The organism is Novosphingobium sp. YAF33, from assembly GCF_052113265.1.
Taxonomy (GTDB): Bacteria; Pseudomonadota; Alphaproteobacteria; order Sphingomonadales; family Sphingomonadaceae; genus Novosphingobium.
The window spans coordinates 392,886-410,682 of sequence record NZ_JBFRCW010000003.1 but is presented as its reverse complement, the minus strand read 5'-3'; the positions used below and the strand labels follow the sequence as shown (position 1 = coordinate 410,682).

Genomic DNA, 17,797 nt, shown 5'->3' with positions numbered 1-17,797 from the left:
TTGCGGAGAATGCGTTCTGCGGGCGGGTCATCAGTGGCTGCCGACGGGTTCTTCGGTCGTGTCCTTGCCGCGCGTGACGCGCACGACGGGGCCGGTACGAACGGGCGCTGCGGAAGCGGTCTGGGGTGCGCCGACGACCGGAACGGTGCGGGCCGCCATTTCGGGGCCGGTGGCCGGGCGGCTGGAGCGCTGGAAGCGCGAGACGTCACCGCCGGTCATATAAGTGGAGGTGCCTTCGATGGGGCGGTTCATGGCATTGCGCATGAGCTGCTCCTCCTGTTCGCGGGTGGCGCCTTCCGGCACCTTGACGTCGCCGCTGGCGAGGATGCGCTCGAATTCGCCCTGGTTGTCGGCGATGGCGCGCAGCGAGAGGCTGAGCGTGCCGATTTCCTGCGCCACGGCCACCTTTTCGGCAATGCGCGGCGTCACTTCGAGCGTGACCGTGCTGAAGGCATGGACCACCGTCTTGCCGTCCACCACTTCGTTGTCGGTGGCCTGGTCGGTGGCGAGCACGCGCAAGTTGCGCAGGATCGTTTCCGATGCGCGCAGGGCTTGACCGCCGTCGTTGCCGGTGACCTGCTGGGTGAGCACGAGGTCAACGTGGTCGCCGGGGAAGACGAAGCCGCCGACGCCGGTCTTGGCGGAGACGGGAATGGTCACCGCGCGCATGCCCGGCCCGAGGGCGGCGGCCAGGAAGCCGCGATCGCCCGGCGCGACGAGGGCGCCCTGGGTTACCGGCTGTCCGGCGGTGATCTGGAAGCGGACCACGGTGCCGAGCAGCTTCTGCATGTCGGCCTGACCGTCGATGAAGTAGGCATCCTTCACCAGCTCCTTCGGCCAGTCCTGATAGGAGACGGCGTCGGCGGTGATGATCGTGCCCACGGGCAGGGCGCGCTGGGCGACGAGGACCTTGGGTCCGGTCGGCTGGGCAGTCGCCACGGCCTGCGCCTGGGGCGCTGCCGAACCGGCGAACATCGAGCGGGCGCCCATTGCCGTCACCACTGCTATGAGCAGCGCGGCAACCAGCAGCACCAGCTTCTTCCTATCCATGTCTAAGCGACCCCCTGAAAGCCCTGGAGCGGCAGGCGCCGCCCCGAAGGCCGAAATGCGGCGTCAGAAACGCCCTGTGCGAAACCCCTGCGCCCGAAGTCACTGCGTTCGTGACTGGGCAAGTGTAAGTAGAATCGCGTAAAATGGTTAAAATCGAGTTCATCGAACGAGCGTGCTGGAAAGCACCTGCTCGCCCATCACCCAGAGCGCCGCCGCCGAGATGGCCACGCCGTAGGGAATGGGCAGGCGCGACTTCTGGCGGCGCATGATGTGGCGGAAGCCGAACAGGAACAGCGCGACCACGGCCAGTGCGATGAGTGCCAGCAGCCATGCCTGGGGAATGGCTGCGTGCACGGCGCCGAGCTGGTCGGGTGAGATCACCGGGCGGTGCATGGCCAGCGCAAGAACCACCGCGCTCGCAGCGAAGACCCAGCCCAGGGCGACGATCCAGCCGAGCGCGTCGCGCACCGCCTCGCCGGGCCGCCGTTCCATGTTGAAGGCGGCCATGGCGATCGAGGCTCCGCCGCCGATCATGGCCATGAGGACGATGACCTGGCCGAAACCGGCCGGCGCAAACCACAGCGCCAGCGCGGTCAGCAGCTTGACGTCGCCGCCGCCCATCTGGCGCAGTGCAAACAGCAGGCATGCGACGACAAAAGTGATCAGGGCCAGGCCAAGCTGCCAGGCCATGTCGGCCCAGCCCAGGCCGATCGACCACCACCAGAACGGCGCGGCCAGGGCGATCGCGAGATTGAGCGTATTGTCGATCTCCCGGCGCTTGAGATCGGTGAAGGCTGCGACAAGCAGGGCGATTGCCAATGCCAGCAGCAATGCATACGAAAAGGCTCCGCCCGGCATTCGTGAGTTCCCCCTTGGCCCGGGGCACGATCTATCGGACATCGCTTACCAAACAGTAACCACAGTATCGAGGCCGAGCTTAGCCCCATGACTGCAAAATCGTGACCATTCAGGCAACCGAGAGCGAGCCTGCGCCCGGCGAAGGCATGCCGTCCCCCGCCGAGATCGCGCGGCTGGCGGCGAAGGCGCGGCGGGCGATACCCGAGGGTGTCGTCGAGAGCTTCTGGACCGGGCCGAGCGGACCGGAGCCGCTGCGCCGGATCGACTGGCCAGTCCATGCTGCGGGCCGGCCGCAGGCGCGCGGATCGATCCTGTTCCTGCCGGGACGCGGTGACAGCTATGAAAAGTGGCTGGAGACGCTCGAGCAGTGGCATCTGGAAGGCTGGGCCGTCAGCTCGATCGACTGGCGCGGACAGGCGCTGAGCGGGCGCTTCGGCTTCGACGCCGCGACCGGCCATGTCCCCAACTTCGATGTGTGGATCGAGGATCTCGCCGCTTTCTGGCGCGGCTGGGCGGCGGACAAGCCGGGGCCGCATGTGCTGATCGGTCATTCGATGGGCGGGCATCTTGCCCTTCGCGCCGTGGCGCAAGGCAAAGTCCGGCCCGATAGCCTGGTGCTCTCGGCGCCGATGCTGGGCATTCACCCCGCCTGGCTGCCTGCCGGGCTGCTTCACACGGTGGCGCGCGGGATCGCCGGGCTCGGCGATTCGCGGCGCCCTGCCTGGAAGCACAGCGAGAAACCGGAACTCCTGCCGCAGGCCCGCTCGCATCTGCTCACGCATGACAAGGGTCGCTATTCCGATGAGGACTGGTGGCGCCAGCGCCGGCCCGGCATCGCCATGGGACCGGCAAGCTGGGGCTGGATCGAGCGGGCGCTCGCCTCGATTCGCCTGCTTGAGGCGCGGGGCGTGCTGGAAGCGGTCGACCTGCCGGTGCTGCTGTTGGCCACCCGGTATGACGGGCTGGTCTCCTGGCCGGCGATCCGGCGTGCTTCCCGCCGTCTGCCGCAGGCGGAACTCCTGGCTTTCGGCCACGAGGCGCGCCACGAAATCCTGCGCGAAGCCGATCCGGCACGCGATCGGGCACTCGCGGCCATACGGGACTTCCTGAACCGGACTGCGCGCGTTAGGGGCTGAAACCCTTATGGATGCGAGGTTCGATATCGTCATAGTGGGCGCCGGCATGGCCGGTGCCTCGCTGGCCGCCAGACTGGCGGACCATGCGCGGGTTCTGGTGATCGAGGCCGAGGAGCGCCCCGGCTATCACGCCACCGGCCGTTCGGCCGCGTTCTGGACCGAGAGCTATGGCGGCCCGCGCGTCAAGCCGCTGACGACGGCGTCGGGACCGGAACTGCAGCGACTGGGCGTGCTGACTCTGCGGGGCGCGCTGACCATCGGCCGAACCGGGCAAGAGCGCGACATTGCCGCTTTCGCCGAGACTTACAGTGCCGTCGGCATCGACGTTTCCATTCTGGAAGCTCCCGAAATCGCCGCGCGCATCCCCGATCTCCGTCCCGAATGGACGTGCGGCGTGCTGGAGCCGAGCACTTGCGACATAGACGTCGCCGCGCTCCACCAGCGCTACCTGGTCGAAGCGCGCAAGGCGGGCGTCGCCTTGTGGAGCCGTGCCGGGCTCGCTGCCGCCGAACGGGGGCCGCAAGGCTGGTCACTCACCCTTGCTGATGGCCGCCGCCTCGGCTGCGACGTGCTGGTCAACGCTGCGGGCGCCTGGGCGGACACGGTGGCAAGCCGGGCGGGCGCCCGGCCGCTCGGCATCGCGCCCTATCGGCGCACCATTGCCCAGGTGGCGATCGAGCCGGCCGCGCCGGACACGCTGCCACTGGTCCTCGACGTGGCCGGCCAGTTCTATTTCAAGCCCGAAAGCGGCCGCCTCTGGTTGAGCCCGCATGACGAGACGCCCAGCGCGCCCTGCGATGCGGCGGCGGAGGAAATCGACGTGGCGCTCGCGGTGGACAGGTTCGAGCAAGTGGTCGATCGCCCGGTTCGCCGCGTCGAGCACCGCTGGGCCGGGCTGCGCTCCTTCGCCCCGGACCGGCTGCCGGTCTACGGTTTCGATCCGGCAGATCCGGCCTTCTTCTGGTTTGCGGGGCAGGGCGGCTTCGGCATCCAGACCGCCCCGGCCGCGGCGGAACTGGGCGCCGGGCTCCTGCTGGGCCGGGCGTGGGGCGAAGTGGATCCCGCCCCCTTCGCGCCGGATCGGTTCGGACGCTAGGCCAGGGCGCCCGCTGCAGGCTTCGTTCTGGAGGGCATCATTCGTTGTTTTCCGCATCGCCGACCCGTGCCGATGCCTTGCGGCCGGGCGCGACGAAGTGCCATGCCAGCAGCACCGGTTCCAGCACGGCCATGCCCACGAAGATGCTGATGAGGCGGTGCACGGCGGGCATGATCTGCGCGTCGGCATAAGAGTCCGGCACCAGCACCACCAGCACGGCGAGCGTGAACTGGAGCCCCAGATAAGTCACGTTCGGCAGGCCGTTTTCGATATGGCGCCCGATGACGATACCCAGGCAGGTGCCCGCCACGAGCACCGCGGTATTGCCCTGCGCGACCAGCAGGATCGCCAGCGACAGGCCGCCGCCCGCAAGGCAGCCGAGCGTGCGCTGGAACAGGCGGCGCGTCACGGGCACGAAGCCGCTCGCGCCGATGCCGCTGACCGGCACGATCATCACGGCCATGACGGTGACGGCGGCCTGCGCCATCTGCGGCAACTGGAACACCGCGTGCAGCACCGGGAGCACGGCGATGGCGATACCTGCCTGCGCCGCGTGGCGTGCGGCGTGAGGGTGCCATTTCATCCGGTCCGGCGCGGGCTTGCGTCCCGCGAGCCACTTCCTTCCCGTCAGGGTCGCGGCCGAGAGGCTGACGATCACGCAGGCCAGGGTGCCGGCGATCACTTCCAGCAGGCGGGTCTGCGCGAAATGGATGGTGTCGAGGTCGGGATGCTCCAGCTTGTCGAGCAGGATCATCTCGAAGGTCAGGCCGAACAGCAGCCAGGCATAAGCGCGCCGCGCCGTGATCATGCCGTAGAGGCCCACGGCACCCACCAGCGCCGCGCTGGCCATGGCGAGCGGAAGGGCGTGAGCGGCATAAGGCACGATCGCCAGGGCCAGCAGCGAGCCGATGGCCGTGCCGACGATGCGAAGCACCCCGCGCAGCAAAGTCTCGGCGGTCTCGCTCTTGAGCAGGACGAAGGCGGTGAAGGCTGCCCAGGCGACCATCTGCGCGCCGATCAGGTGAGCGATCAGGATCGCCAGCATGACCGAGGCGACGCAGGCCCATTCGTCGGCCATGCGCGGGCCGGGCGTCACCAGGGCACGGGCTTCCTCGCGAAGGCGTTCGCGAAGGACGGGGAGCGGCGGAAACCGGGGCGGTTCGGAAGCAGGCAGGTCGCGCCTCCCTATTTGCCTGCCGCCACCGCCGCGTCGCTGGCCAGCTTGTCCACGCGCTCGTTCTCGGCATGGCCGGAATGGCCGCGCACCCATTCCCAGTGGACCTTGTGACGTGCAACCGCCTCGATCAGGTCATGCCAGAGATCGGCATTGCGCACCGGCTGCTTGCTGGCATTGATCCAGCCCTTCTTCTTCCAGCCGTGAACCCACTTGGTGATCCCGTCGATCACGTACTTGCTGTCGGTCTGGAGCGTGATCTCGCAAGGCTCGGTAAGGGCGTTGAGGCCCTTGATCACGGCCGTCATCTCCATGCGGTTGTTCGTGGTGTCCGGCTCGCCGCCCGACATCTCCTTCTCGTGGACGCCCATGCGCAGAAGCACGCCCCAGCCGCCCGGCCCCGGATTGCCCTTGCAGGCGCCGTCGGTGAAGATCTGAACCTGTTTCATGCGCCGAAGATGCCAGAATTGGCCGGATCGGCATAGAATTCGAGGCGCCGGGCAAAGGCCATCGGGTCCTTGGGCGTGACGAGCGCGTCTTCCGGCGTGTTCAGCCAGTCATAAGCGCGGGTCGCCAGGAAGCGGATGGCCGCGCCGCGCGCCAGCAGCGGCAGGGCGGTGCGCTCGGCCTCGGAAAGCGGTCGCACGGCTTCGTAACCCTCGATCAGCGCGCGCGAGAGTTCGGCATCGAACTGCGTGCCGTCGTTGCTGAAGCACCAGGCCGAATGGGTGACGGCGACGTCGTAGGCCAGGATGTCGGTGCAGGCGAAGTAGAAGTCGATCAGGCCGGTGACCTGGCTGCCCAGCATCAGCACGTTGTCCGTGAACAGATCGGCATGGATCACCCCGCTGGGCAGGTCCGACGGCCATTTCCCGGCCAGCTCGGCCAGTTCGCGTTCGACCAGGGCGCCGAGCGCGGGGTCGATCGATTCCAGCCCTTCGCGGCCGCAGTCGCCCAGCAGTTGCTGCCAGGCGGGCAGGTCCAGCGCGTTGACACGGCCATGTCCGAAGTCGGCGGCGGCGAGGTGGATCTGCGCCAGGGCCGAACCGACCGCGCGGACCTGCGCCGCCGTAGGCTCAGAAACCGAAACCCCGGGCAGGAACTCGATCAGCGCCAGCGCCTTGCGGTTTTCGCCTTCGCCAATGAAGCGGTGGCTCGCCCCGTCGCGGTCATGCATGGTGCGCGGCACCGGGCAGTCGCGCGCGGCCAGATGGTCGAGCAGGTCGAGGAAGAAGGGGAGGTCGGCCACATCCGTCCGGCTTTCGTAGACGGTGAGGATGAAGCGGCGCGCGTCTTCGCCCTGCCGGGTCTCGATCAGCCAGTTGCTGTTGGACACGCCTTCCGCGATGCCCTTGGCCGAAATGAGCGTACCGACGCCGAACGTCTCGATGATCGCGGACATCTCTTCCGCGCCGAGTCGGGTATAAACTGCCATGACGAACTGGATTCCTTCAGCGGGCGAGCTGGCGCGGCAGCTTGAACGTGATGGTTTCCTCGGCGGTCACACGCTCTTCGGATTCGACTTCGCGCAGTTCCTTGATGCGCGCGACCACCTCGTTCACCAGTTCCTCGGGTGCCGAGGCACCGGCGGTCAGGCCGAGGGTGTCGACGTCCTGCAGCCACTCCGGCTCGATGTCGGTCGCGCGTTGGATCATCACGCCGCGCGAACCGGCGCGCTCGGCCACTTCGACCAGGCGCATCGAGTTGGAGCTTTTGGGTGAGCCGATCACCAGCACCAGATCGCAGTCCGGGGCGATCTGCTTGACGGCGGCCTGGCGGTTGGACGTGGCGTAGCAGATGTCTTCCTGCTTCGGCGCCACGACTTGCGGGAAGCGCGCCTCGATCGCGGCGATGATCGCGGCGGTATCGTCCACCGACAGCGTGGTCTGCGAAAGATAGGCGAGTTCGCTGCCTTCCGGCACGTCCACCGTCGCCACGTCGCCCACCGTCTCGATCAGGGTCATGTTGCCTTCCGGGACCTGCCCGAAGGTGCCGATCACCTCGGGATGTCCGGCATGGCCGATGAAGAGGATGTGACGTCCGTCCGCGATCTGGCGCTCCGCCTGGCGGTGCACTTTGCTGACCAGCGGGCATGTGGCGTCCAGCCATTCGAGACCGCGCGCCGTGGCCTTGGCCGGCACCGACTTGGGCACGCCGTGGGCGGAGAAGATCACGGGTACGCCGTCCGGCACCTGGTCCACGCTTTCCACGAAGACCGCGCCCTTGGCCTTGAGACTGTCGACCACGAACTTGTTGTGCACGATCTCGTGCCGCACGTAGACCGGGGCGCCGTAGATATCGAGCGCGCGCTCCACGATCTCGATGGCGCGATCGACGCCGGCGCAGAAGCCGCGCGGGGCCGCGATCAGAAGGCGCAGGGGCTTGCCGGCGCGGGACGGGTTGGGAGACGGAAAGGGCGCGTTCATGAATGGGCCTCTAGCGCTTTGCCGCTTGCGCCGCTAGGGCAAGCCGACGTCTTCGAGGAACCTCACGATGAATGCACGCCGCCTGACTGCCACTGTTCTCTGCTCCGCCGCCGCGGTGACCGCGCTGAGCGGCTGCGCCAAGAAGGGAGAGATCGTGGTCGATTCGGGGGTTGGCATCACTGCCGTGCGTTCGGCCTGTCCGGCCGTGGGTATTCCCGACTATACCGGCGACATGACGCTGTTCCGCGCGGCGAACGATCGCACCGCCAACAATATCGACCTCGAAGCGGCGATGACCAATGTGCGGACGAGCTGCAACGACCAGGGCACTGACAAGGTCTTCGCGAAAGTGGAGTTCGACGTTCTTGCGCGCCGTAACGACAAGCAGGGCGCGCGCCAGGTGACGCTGCCGTTCTTCGTCTCGGTGCTTCAGGGCGGCACCGCCGTCGTTTCCAAGCGCGTCGGCCATGTCACGCTGAACTTCGCAGACGGCCAGGATCGCGCGCAGTTCCACGCCAACGGCTCGGCCTATATCGATCGCGCCGCCGCCACGCTGCCGGCCGACATTCGCGAGAAGATCACCCGCAAGCGCAAGGCCGGCGACGCCGATGCCGCCGTCGATCCGCTTTCGGATCCGGCCGTGAAGGCCGCCGTTGCCCGGTCGAGCTTCGAAGTCCTCGTGGGCTTCCAGCTCGACGAGGCGCAGCTTGCCTACAACGCCACGCGTTAAGGGTGTGACGAGGGCGCTCCGGCGCCCTCGCAATCATGGGGGGACCGGGGTTGATGCGGCAGGAGCCGTAGCTCCTTCCTAAGGGTCAGCGCCTGGCCCGGCCCAACTCGTTTCTGGCGGTTTCGATCGCGGCCTCTGCGCTGCGCGCCATGGCCTTGCGATCCCGGCGTTCCTCTCCCTCCAGGGGTTGGAGGAAGTGCAGCGTCACCCGGACGGGCCGCAGGCGTGCGAGAATGCGCAGGGCGTTGTCGAGGCCGGGTTCGTCGCCCACCCATGCGATTTCTTCCGCTTCGCTGCCGTAATCGAGCCAGACGGGCTGCACGGTCAGGCCCGCGTCTTCCGTGCCGATGGCGGAAAGCAGCGACGATTTGAACGGCAGCAGATCCGTGCCGTTGGAGGTGGTGCCTTCGGGAAAGATCGTCAGCGCGCCGGTTTCCTTCAGCGCCGTGCGAATTTGCTCCACTTGCGCAGCGACGGTGCTGCGGCGATTGCGCGCCACGAAGACAGTATCGTTGAGCGTGCAGAGCCAGCGCAGCGGGCCGAAATCGGCGAGGCCGTCATGGGCGATGAAGGCTGTCCCGCTCGCGCCGGAGAGCGCGGGGATGTCCAGCCAGCTGACATGGTTTGCCAGAAAGAAGCTGCCGGGTGCTGGCCGGCGGCCCCGAACGGTCACGCACAGGCCGGAGATGGTGCCCACCAGACGCAGGAAAAACGGCGGCACCGGATTGCGCGCCGTGAAGGGCGATGCCGCATAATAGGCTGGCACGCAGACCAGCAGCAGCGCCAATAAAGCGAAAAGGCGGATCGCGATCAGGGGCCAGCCCCAGATCGCGATCCGCCTGATCGGTTCGGAAGCCCTGGCCGAAGCCTCTGGCTTCACTTGCGCGCTTCGCCTTCCTCGCGGCCGATCCGCACGCCGAAAAGCTCCATGCGGTGATCGACGAGACGGAAGCCGAGCTTTTCCGCAATCTGGCGCTGCAGCGATTCCAGTTCGGGATCGACGAATTCGATGACCTGGCCGGATTCGACGTCGATCATGTGGTCGTGATGCGCTTCGGGGGCGGCTTCGTAGCGCGCGCGGCCATCGCCGAAGTCATGGCGATCCAGGATGCCGGCTTCTTCGAAAAGGCGCACGGTACGATAGACCGTTGCGATCGAGATGCCCGGATCCAGCGCGGTGGCGCGTTCATGGAGCTTCTCGACGTCGGGGTGGTCGGTACTCTCAGACAGCACACGGGCGATGATGCGGCGTTGTTCGGTAATCCGAAGGCCGCGTTCTGCGCAGAGGGCTTCGAGGTCGATAGGTTGATGCACGTTTGACCTGTATCAATGAAAAGGCACGGCAACCTAGATAGGCGGCCGTGCCTTCAATCACAACCGGAGAACGTCGATTACGAAAATCGACGAAGCTCGTGACGGTTCTGTTCGCAGCCGATCAGGCGGCGACGGTCTTTGGCTTGCGGCCGCGACGCGCGTTGGGCTTGCGACCCAGGCCGATCTTCTTCGCCAGTTCGCGGCGCTTCTCGGCATAGTTGGGGGCGACCATCGGATAGTCGGCGGGAAGGTTCCAGCGCGCGCGATACTCTTCCGGGGTCATGTTGTAGTGCGTCATGAGGTGACGCTTCAGCATCTTGAGCTTCTTGCCGTCTTCCAGGCAGACGATGTAGTCGGGCTTGACCGAAGCGCGCACCGAAACGGCGGGTTCAGGCTTTTCTTCTTCGACCACGGGGGCACCGCCAAGTCCAGCGAGGGCGCCGTAGACATTGGTGATGAGGGCGGGGAGATCCTCTACGCCGACACTGTTGTTGCTGACATGAGCAGCTACGATGTCCGACGTGAGCGTGATCAACGTCTCGTTGGCATCAGCCTGGATGGTTTCCATTATTTTACGACCTCTTTTTTGCGACCATTTTGGAATCGGCGGCCATTTAAGGCCTGCACTTGTCTTCTGAACCATTTTGTTCAGGAATTCAAGGTCTATTAGAAGTCGTCCCTAATTGTGACAGTTGTAACATTAGGTATCGACATCTTTATTCAGAAGGCGGGCAACCAATGTCGCAAGCAAAGGTTAGTGCGTCGATTCTGTCACCACCAGGTGTACGGTAGTACTCCCTGCGTTCGCCGATCTGATAGAAACCGAAAGCGGAATAGAGCAGTTCCGCAGGGTTTCCTTTTCTCATTTCAAGTAAAAGTCGTTTAGCCCCTCTTGCCGCTGCGGCAAGTCGAAGCGAGTCCAATATGGAGCGTCCAAGTCCTAGGCGCCGATATTCGGGGTTCACGGCCAGAAGCAGAAGTTCCTCTTCCTCGTAGCCGGTACGGGAAAGCGAAAAACCCGCCGCCGCTTCGTCTTCCGCGACAGGCGTTCCTTGTGCGGAAATGAGGAAATAGTGGCAATTCCCGAAGGCCAGCGCATCTTCGACCTGGCGCCGGTTCCAGGCTTCACCCCAGGCGGGTTCGAAAGCCTGCGCCATGACGGCCATGATCCTGTCGAGATCGTCGATCATCGGCGCCTCAGTTTCCGGGAGCGGGAAGGCCGCCCGGCAGGCGCGCATCGGGTGCGCGGCCGTACAGAGGGCGGGTGTCGGATGTCAGCGCCGTGGCCGGCAGCAGCGGGAACGCGCGCGCATCGGGCCAGACCGGCAGGGCCGTGCCGCTTCCGCGCGCCGTGACGAGGGCTTCGGCCTGGGTGCCGGCGATCACGGTTTCGATTGCGCTTGCTGCGGCAGCTTCGGGCCGGAGCGACACGAGCGGACGGGCCACGTTGCCGTCTCCCGCGAAGCCTTCGATGAACCATTCTCCGTGCCCGCCGGTCATGGCCACGCCCACGGGGACGTTGCCCGCCTGGTCGCGCGCGATCGCGGCAACCATGGCCAGCGTCGAATAGCCGGCTATCTCGGAGCCCCAGGCCAGGGCGAGTGCGCGCGCCGCAGCCAGGCCCACGCGCACGCCGGTGAAGCTGCCGGGGCCGAGTGCCGCCACGATGCGCGGCGCGCGGCCACGATCGGGAAGGGCGGCGATCATCGGTACGAGGGCTTCGGCGTGGCCGCGGCCCAGCATGCGAAACTCGCCCGCCACCAGCCTGTCGCCATCGAAAAGCGCGACCGAGCAGGCCTCGGTCGCGCTATCGATCACCAGTGTCAGGCCGCCGAAAGGCGCATCTGTCGCTTCCGTCATGTCTGGTCAGTCGTTCCCGGGATCAGGCGGCGCGGACTTCGGTGACTTCGGGGACGTAATGCTTCAGCAGGCTTTCGATGCCGTGCTTGAGCGTCGCACTGGAGGAGGGGCAGCCCGAGCAGGCGCCCTGCATGGCGAGGTAGACCACGCCGTCGCGGTAGCCGCGATAGACGATGTCGCCGCCGTCGTTGGCCACGGCGGGGCGGACGCGGGTTTCGATCAGATCCTTGATCTGCTCGACGATGTCGGCATCGGCCGGATCGTCACCATAGTCGGCGTCCTCTTCGGCCGGGACCGAGAAGCCGCTGGCATCGCCGCCGGAAAACAGCGGGGCTTCCGATACGAAATGGTCGAGCAGGATGGAGACGACCTGCGGCTTGAGGTCGGACCACTCCGCGCCGGGCGCGGCGGTCACCGAAACGAAGCCCTGGCCGAAGAACACGCCGGTTACGTCGCCCAGGTCGAACAGCGCCTGCGCCAGCGGCGAGACTTCCGCGTCTTCGGGCGAAGTGAATTCGCGGGTGCCGGACGCCATGACCTGCCGTCCGGGCAGGAACTTGAGCGTGGCGGGATTGGGCGTGGCTTCGGTTTCGATATACATGATCCACGCGATTTAGGTGCTGCGCGGATAGGGTCAAGTCCACAAGCCGCAATTGACTTTGCGCGGCGCGGGAACAAGGCTGCGATTTGCCTCTTTCTAAGCCGCGACTTCACACGCTGGAATCCCCTGACGACCGGCGCTTCCTAATCACTGGCGCTATTCACTGGCCCTTAATCGAACCGGAACCTATACCCCTCCCGATGACGAAATCTTCGCGCGCCGCCCGCTCGCTCGCTTGCCTGCTCCTGCTGGCTCCCCTCCCGGTTCAGTCCGTTCTGGCGCAAGTGCCGAACGCCCCGGCTCCGGCGGCGGACACGCTGCCCGGAGACAGCAATCCGTGGCTCTATCGCGGCAGCGACATTCCGCGTGATCCCGAATGGCATTTCGGTGAGCTGCCGAACGGTCTCAAGTATGCCGTGCGCCGCAACGGCGTGCCGCCGGGGCAGGTTTCGATCCGCATCCGTGTCGATGCCGGTTCGCTCTACGAAACCGATTCGGAGCGCGGCTATGCGCACTTGCTGGAGCACATGCTGTTCCGCCAGTCCAAGTACATTCCGGAAGGCACGGCCATTGCCGCCTTCCAGCGCCTGGGCGCGACCTTCGGCAGCGATACCAATGCCGTGACCTCGACCACGCAGACCGTGTTCAAGCTCGACCTGCCTAACGCGACGCCCACTTCGCTGGACGAGACGTTCAAGCTGATGAGCGGCATGGTGACGGCGCCGACGCTGTCGGCCTCCAACCTCAAGTCCGACCTGCCCATCGTGCTGGCCGAAATGCGCGAGCGGGGCGGCGCCGCGAAGCGCGTGCAGGATGCCATGCAGAAGACGCTCTATGCCGGGCAGCCGCTCTCCGTGCGCGAACCGATCGGCACGGTGGAATCGCTGACTTCGGCAACGCCTACCTCGGTGCGCGCATTTTATTCGCGCTGGTATCGCCCTGACAACGTGGCGGTGATCGTCGCGGGCGATGCCGATCCGGCCACGCTGGAAAGCTACGTGAAGAAGTGGTTCGCGGACTGGAAGGCCAATGGCAAGCTGAGCCAGGCGCCCAGCTTCGGCGATCCGGTCGCGCCCAAGGATGCCGATCGCAGCAATCCCGTCGGCGAGACGAAAGTGCTGGTCGAGCCCGACCTGCCGCCTTCGCTGATGTATGCCATCTTGCGCCCGTGGCGTCAGGTTACGGACAATATCGTCTATAACCAAGGGCTTATGGTCGATTCCATTGCCCAGGCCGTAATCAACCGCCGTCTTGAATCGAAAGCGCGGGCCGGTGGCAGCTTCCTCTCGGCTTCGGTGAACCAGGACGATGTCTCGCGCTCGGCCGACGCCACTTTCGTCTCGGTGACGCCGCTCGGCGATGACTGGGAGGCGGCCTTGCGCGATGTGCGCGCCGTGATCGCGGATGCCACGACCAAGCCGCCCACGCAGGCCGAGATCGACCGCGAAGTGGCCGAACTGGATGTCGCATTCCAGGTTCCGGTCGAGCAGCAGCGCATCCTGCCGGGCTCGAAGCTGGCCGACGACATGGTCAATGCGCTCGACATCCGCGAAACGGTGGCCGCGCCGAACGACGTGCTGCGCATCTTCCGCGAATCGAAGCACTTGTTCACGCCCGCGGACGTGCTCAAGCACACGCAGCAGCTGTTCAACGGAACGGTGACGCGGGCGCTGTTCACCACGCAGAAGGAAGGCGGCGCTACCGACCAGTCCCTCCGCTCCGCCTTGCTCCAACCCATCAAGCCCGATGCCTCGATCCGCACCGCCGGCAATGAAAAGCCGGTGTCCTTCGAGAAGCTGCCCGCCATCGGCGCGCCTCACAAGGCGACCGCCCAGACCTCGACGGGACTGCTCGATATCGAGCAGCTGACTTTTGCCAATGGCGTGAAGGCGCTGCTCTGGCCGGTTCAGGAAGAGCCCGGCCGCGTCACCGTGAAAGTGCGCTTCGGCGGCGGCAAGCGTTCGATCGACCCGAAGGACGCGCCCTATATCGCGCTGGGCGAGTTCGCGCTCGTCGGCTCGGGTCTGGCCACGCTCGGCCAGGAGGATCTCGACCGCATTTCGACCGGGCGCAAGATGGGCTTCGACTTCGAAGTGCAGGACGCCAGCTTCCAGTTTCAGGCGGAAACGCGCCCGCAGGACCTGGCGGACCAGCTCTACCTCTTCGCGGCCAAGCTCGATCTCCCACGCTGGGATCCGCAGCCGCTGGTCCGCGCCAAGGCCGCGGCGAAGATCCAGTATGCCACTTACTCCACCTCGCCGCAGGGCGTGCTGAACCGCGACCTGGAATTCTACCAGCGCGGCCAGGATCCGCGCTTTGCAACGCCGAAGCCCGAAGCGATCGAGAAGACCACGGCGGCCGGGTTCAAGAAAGTCTGGAGCAAGGCGCTGGCCAGCGGCCCGGTCGAAGTCCAGATCTATGGCGATTTCGACAAGGCTTCCACCATCGCCGCGCTGGAGAAGACCTTCGGCGCGCTCAAGCCGCGCACGCCGGCGCCTTCCACCGCGAACCTGGCGGACGTCACCGTGCCCAAGCCTTCGGACACCCCCATCGTGCTGCAGCACCATGGCGATCCCGACCAGGCGGCGGCGGTGATCTCATGGCCGACCGGCGGCGGATCTATGGGCATCCGCGAATCGCGTCAGCTTGAAATCCTGACGCAGCTCTTCACCAACCGCCTGCTCGATGCAGTGCGTGAGAAGCTGGGCGTGGCCTATGCGCCTTACGTCTATTCGCAGTGGCCCGTGGACATGGCGGCCGGCGGTTCGATCACCGCCATGGCGCAGCTCGACCCCAAGTCGACCAAGGTGTTCTTCCAGACCGCGGACGAGATCGCGCAGGATCTCATCAACAATCCGCCGACGGCGCAGGAACTGGCGCTTGTGACCGAACCGATGCGTCAGCAGGTGACGCGCGCCGCCTCCAGCACCTCGTTCTTCATGGGCCAGCTGGAAGGTGCGACTTACGATCCCTCGCGCATCGGCACCGTTCGCACGATCCTCTACGATTATACCGCCACGACGCCGCAGCAGATGCAGGCGCTTGCCGCCCGCTATCTCGGCAAGAACAATTCGTGGCAGCTGGAGGTCATGCCGGAAGGCAAGGCGGTCGGCGCCGTCGCCGTAAAGTAGGACCAGGTTGAACGCGGGGCAGGATTGTTCGCAAGTTACGCGTGCAATCCTGCCCGCGACACCTTGTTTCGCCGCGCCGGGGCGTTGAAGGCGCAATCGATCACCCTGATCGTCTAAACCGGCTTTGCAAAAATTGCCCGGGGAGGCTATGGCCCGCCCCTTGTTTGCGGTTCTTGCCGGTTTGGCCCCATGCATTCGGCGCGGGGAGAGAGGGCGAAGGAACCGCCGGGAGTACGTAACGTGGCTAGCAATTGGACCCCGGAAAGCTGGAAGGCTCAGGAAGCCCGCCATCTTCCGGTATACGGCGATGCGGAGAAGCTGGGCGAGGTTGAGGCCACGCTTGCGAAGTTTCCGCCGCTGGTCTTTGCGGGCGAGGCGCGTGCTCTGAAGGCGGATCTCGCCGAAGTCGCCGCCGGTCGTGGTTTCCTGCTCCAGGGCGGGGACTGCGCGGAAAGCTTCGCCGAATTCAGCGCAGACAATATTCGCGATTCCTTCCGCGTGCTGCTGCAGATGGCGGTCGTGCTGACTTTCGCCAGCAAGCAGCCGGTGGTGAAGCTGGGCCGCATGGCGGGCCAGTTCGCCAAGCCGCGTTCGGCCCAGACCGAGACGATCGGCGGCATGGAACTGCCCAGCTACTTCGGCGACATCATCAACGGCATCGAGTTCGAGCCGGAAACGCGCCGCAACGATCCGGAGCGGATGCTGAAGGCCTATGGCCAATCCTCGGCCACGCTGAACCTGCTGCGCGCTTTCGCGCATGGCGGTTATGCGAACCTGCGCCAGGTTCACCAGTGGACGATGGAGCACATCAACCGCAGCCCCTGGGGCCAGAAGTTCGAACAGATGGCCGACCGCATCGGCGAGGCGCTGGACTTCATGGCGGCCTGCGGCGTGGACCCGACTTCGGTTCCGCAGCTTCAGGGCACCGAGTTCTACACCAGCCACGAAGCGCTGCTGCTGCCCTATGAGCAGGCGCTGACCCGCCGCGATTCGCTGACCGGCGACTGGTACGACTGTTCGGCCCACATGCTGTGGATCGGAGACCGCACGCGCTTCGAAGGCTCTGCCCATGTCGAGTACTTGCGCGGCGTCGGCAATCCGATCGGCATGAAGTGCGGACCCAGCCTCGAGCCCGACGCGCTGCTGCGCATGCTCGATACGCTGAACCCGGCACGCGAGCCGGGCCGCATGACGCTCATCAGCCGCTACGGCTATGACAAGGTCGAGGCCGGCCTGCCCAAGCTGGTGCGCGCGGTAAAGGCCGAAGGTCATCCGGTGGTGTGGTCGTGCGACCCGATGCACGGCAATGTCATCAAGGCCGAAAGCGGCTTCAAGACCCGTCCGTTCGACCGCATCCTGGCCGAAGTGCGCGGCTTCTTCGCCGTCCACCGCGCCGAGGGTACGCATGCCGGCGGCATCCATATCGAGATGACCGGCCAGGACGTGACCGAATGCACCGGCGGCGCCATCGCCATCACTGACGAGGCGCTGAAGGACCGCTATCACACGCACTGCGATCCCCGCCTCAACGGTGCGCAGTCGATCGAACTCGCTTTCGAGATCGCCGATCTGCTCAACCTGGAAGCGACGGAGCGGCAGAAGCAGGCGGCCTGAAACCACTGCTTTCGATAGAATTGCGCGGGCAGGAAAGTCTTGGCTTTCCTGCCCGTTTGCTTGCGGGAAGCCTGAGCGGGGGGACCGAAGCTCAGGTGCAGGGTTGGCAGGCGGCGGATCGGCTTTCCCGCACTTGCGCGCGCAGCGCTTCGATCTGGGCCGCCTGACGACGCATCACCGCGGCGGCCTGAAGCATGGTCGCCTCCGCTGTGGACCATTCCTTCACGGAACCGCCCAGCGCCGCCCACATTTCGAGCGTCTGCGCCAATGCCTTGACTTCGGCTTCGTCCACCGCCCTCATCCCCGGCGCCCCGACGGGCCGCCGTGCAAAATTGATTGTAACGGGGCGGGACTCTTCCTTCAGCTTCGCAAAATCGATGCGAATTCTACGAAAAGCCGATAGGCTTGGACGAGCGTCGTCCATCCTGACGCCTCTTGAGCAGCCTGTCTGGAATGCCGGGGCAACGGATTGGCGGGATGTTTCGGTGGGGAGGGGGCGTCATGAAGAAGTTCGCGTTGCTTGCGCTGGTCGTGGTTTTCGCGATCGGGACTCCGGCCTTGGCAAAGGGCCCTGCGGCGTCCGAAAGGGCGGCGGAGAAGAAGCCGGGGATGGACCAGGCCGATCCGATCGAATGCCGCAAGTTCCAGGAAATCGGGTCGCGCCTGAAGATCAAGCGGATCTGCATGTCCCGCAGTGAGTGGGCGGCCCAGGCGCGCGAAGACCGGATGAACATAGAGCGTTCGCAAGTGGCGCGGGGACTTGGTCCCACCTGAATCCTGCCGCGCAAGTGGGATGCTCTATCCGGT

At 65.9% G+C, this 17,797-nt stretch carries 19 protein-coding genes; 6 read left to right on the top strand and 13 right to left on the bottom strand.

Annotation, left to right across the window (positions count from 1 at the left end; translation table 11 throughout):
* Positions 1-30: 30 nt before the first annotated feature.
* Both cpaB and AB4Z00_RS09095 read right to left on the bottom strand, forming a co-directional pair.
* Positions 31-1,050, bottom strand: coding sequence for a Flp pilus assembly protein CpaB (gene cpaB, locus AB4Z00_RS09100; protein WP_442045682.1), 1,020 nt, complete (start codon positions 1,048-1,050; stop codon positions 31-33).
* A 159-nt stretch (positions 1,051-1,209) separates the two neighbouring features.
* Positions 1,210-1,908 (bottom strand): A24 family peptidase, encoded by a 699-nt coding sequence (locus AB4Z00_RS09095; protein ID WP_442045681.1) that lies wholly within the window; start codon positions 1,906-1,908, stop codon positions 1,210-1,212.
* 146 nt (positions 1,909-2,054) lie between these two features.
* Here AB4Z00_RS09095 and AB4Z00_RS09090 point away from each other — a divergent pair, with 146 nt between their 5' ends.
* Positions 2,055-3,044 carry an alpha/beta fold hydrolase gene (locus AB4Z00_RS09090; protein ID WP_442045728.1) on the top strand — a complete coding sequence of 330 codons (990 nt, stop codon included), beginning with the start codon at positions 2,055-2,057 and terminating at the stop codon, positions 3,042-3,044.
* A gap of 7 nt (positions 3,045-3,051) precedes the next feature.
* The gene (locus AB4Z00_RS09085) at positions 3,052-4,140 is read left to right on the top strand and encodes an NAD(P)/FAD-dependent oxidoreductase (RefSeq protein WP_442045680.1); all 1,089 of its coding nucleotides are present in this window, start codon (positions 3,052-3,054) and stop codon (positions 4,138-4,140) included.
* Positions 4,141-4,177: 37 nt separating this feature from the next.
* Here the strand turns inward: AB4Z00_RS09085 and AB4Z00_RS09080 are convergent, their stop codons facing one another.
* The 4 genes from AB4Z00_RS09080 to ispH form a co-directional block, all read right to left on the bottom strand.
* On the bottom strand, positions 4,178-5,236 hold the full coding sequence (locus AB4Z00_RS09080) for an FUSC family protein (RefSeq protein WP_442045679.1): 1,059 nt from the start codon (positions 5,234-5,236) through the stop codon (positions 4,178-4,180).
* A gap of 89 nt (positions 5,237-5,325) precedes the next feature.
* On the bottom strand, positions 5,326-5,763 hold the full coding sequence (gene rnhA / locus AB4Z00_RS09075) for a ribonuclease HI (protein WP_132262277.1): 438 nt from the start codon (positions 5,761-5,763) through the stop codon (positions 5,326-5,328).
* The gene (thrB, locus tag AB4Z00_RS09070; RefSeq protein WP_442045678.1) at positions 5,760-6,749 is read right to left on the bottom strand and encodes a homoserine kinase; all 990 of its coding nucleotides are present in this window, start codon (positions 6,747-6,749) and stop codon (positions 5,760-5,762) included. The genes rnhA and thrB overlap by 4 nt, the downstream gene beginning before the upstream one ends.
* A 16-nt stretch (positions 6,750-6,765) precedes the next feature.
* A complete protein-coding gene (gene ispH, locus AB4Z00_RS09065) occupies positions 6,766-7,740 on the bottom strand; it encodes a 4-hydroxy-3-methylbut-2-enyl diphosphate reductase (RefSeq protein ID WP_442045677.1) in 975 nt (324 codons plus the stop codon).
* Positions 7,741-7,807: 67 nt separating this feature from the next.
* Between ispH and AB4Z00_RS09060 the strand changes: the two genes are divergently transcribed.
* The gene (locus AB4Z00_RS09060; protein ID WP_132262283.1) at positions 7,808-8,470 is read left to right on the top strand and encodes a hypothetical protein; all 663 of its coding nucleotides are present in this window, start codon (positions 7,808-7,810) and stop codon (positions 8,468-8,470) included.
* An 85-nt stretch (positions 8,471-8,555) separates the two neighbouring features.
* Here the strand turns inward: AB4Z00_RS09060 and AB4Z00_RS09055 are convergent, their stop codons facing one another.
* The 6 genes from AB4Z00_RS09055 to AB4Z00_RS09030 form a co-directional block, all read right to left on the bottom strand.
* On the bottom strand, positions 8,556-9,350 hold the full coding sequence (locus AB4Z00_RS09055; RefSeq protein ID WP_442045676.1) for a lysophospholipid acyltransferase family protein: 795 nt from the start codon (positions 9,348-9,350) through the stop codon (positions 8,556-8,558).
* On the bottom strand, positions 9,347-9,784 hold the full coding sequence (locus AB4Z00_RS09050; RefSeq protein ID WP_132262286.1) for a Fur family transcriptional regulator: 438 nt from the start codon (positions 9,782-9,784) through the stop codon (positions 9,347-9,349). Before AB4Z00_RS09050 ends, AB4Z00_RS09055 begins: the two co-directional genes overlap by 4 nt.
* 121 nt (positions 9,785-9,905) lie before the next feature.
* Positions 9,906-10,352 (bottom strand): MucR family transcriptional regulator, encoded by a 447-nt coding sequence (locus tag AB4Z00_RS09045; protein WP_132262288.1) that lies wholly within the window; start codon positions 10,350-10,352, stop codon positions 9,906-9,908.
* Between the two features lie 148 nt (positions 10,353-10,500).
* Positions 10,501-10,974, bottom strand: a complete 474-nt coding sequence (locus tag AB4Z00_RS09040) for a GNAT family N-acetyltransferase (RefSeq protein ID WP_132262290.1) — start codon at positions 10,972-10,974, stop codon at positions 10,501-10,503.
* A 7-nt stretch (positions 10,975-10,981) separates the two neighbouring features.
* Positions 10,982-11,644: a tRNA (adenosine(37)-N6)-threonylcarbamoyltransferase complex dimerization subunit type 1 TsaB gene (tsaB, locus tag AB4Z00_RS09035; protein ID WP_134092733.1), complete on the bottom strand. Its 663-nt coding sequence runs from the start codon at positions 11,642-11,644 to the stop codon at positions 10,982-10,984.
* Positions 11,645-11,666: 22 nt separating this feature from the next.
* Positions 11,667-12,245, bottom strand: coding sequence for a NifU family protein (locus tag AB4Z00_RS09030; RefSeq protein WP_132262293.1), 579 nt, complete (start codon positions 12,243-12,245; stop codon positions 11,667-11,669).
* Between the two features lie 200 nt (positions 12,246-12,445).
* On the opposite strand from AB4Z00_RS09030, the gene AB4Z00_RS09025 reads away from it, so the two are divergent.
* A complete protein-coding gene (locus AB4Z00_RS09025) occupies positions 12,446-15,376 on the top strand; it encodes a M16 family metallopeptidase (RefSeq protein WP_132262295.1) in 2,931 nt (976 codons plus the stop codon).
* Between the two features lie 240 nt (positions 15,377-15,616).
* Positions 15,617-16,990 (top strand): class II 3-deoxy-7-phosphoheptulonate synthase, encoded by a 1,374-nt coding sequence (locus AB4Z00_RS09020; RefSeq protein ID WP_132262297.1) that lies wholly within the window; start codon positions 15,617-15,619, stop codon positions 16,988-16,990.
* A gap of 91 nt (positions 16,991-17,081) precedes the next feature.
* On the opposite strand, the gene AB4Z00_RS09015 is transcribed toward AB4Z00_RS09020, so the two are convergent.
* Positions 17,082-17,414, bottom strand: coding sequence for a hypothetical protein (locus AB4Z00_RS09015; protein ID WP_442045675.1), 333 nt, complete (start codon positions 17,412-17,414; stop codon positions 17,082-17,084).
* Between the two features lie 77 nt (positions 17,415-17,491).
* Here AB4Z00_RS09015 and AB4Z00_RS09010 point away from each other — a divergent pair, with 77 nt between their 5' ends.
* Positions 17,492-17,764, top strand: coding sequence for a hypothetical protein (locus tag AB4Z00_RS09010; RefSeq protein WP_442045674.1), 273 nt, complete (start codon positions 17,492-17,494; stop codon positions 17,762-17,764).
* Positions 17,765-17,797 lie beyond the last annotated feature (33 nt).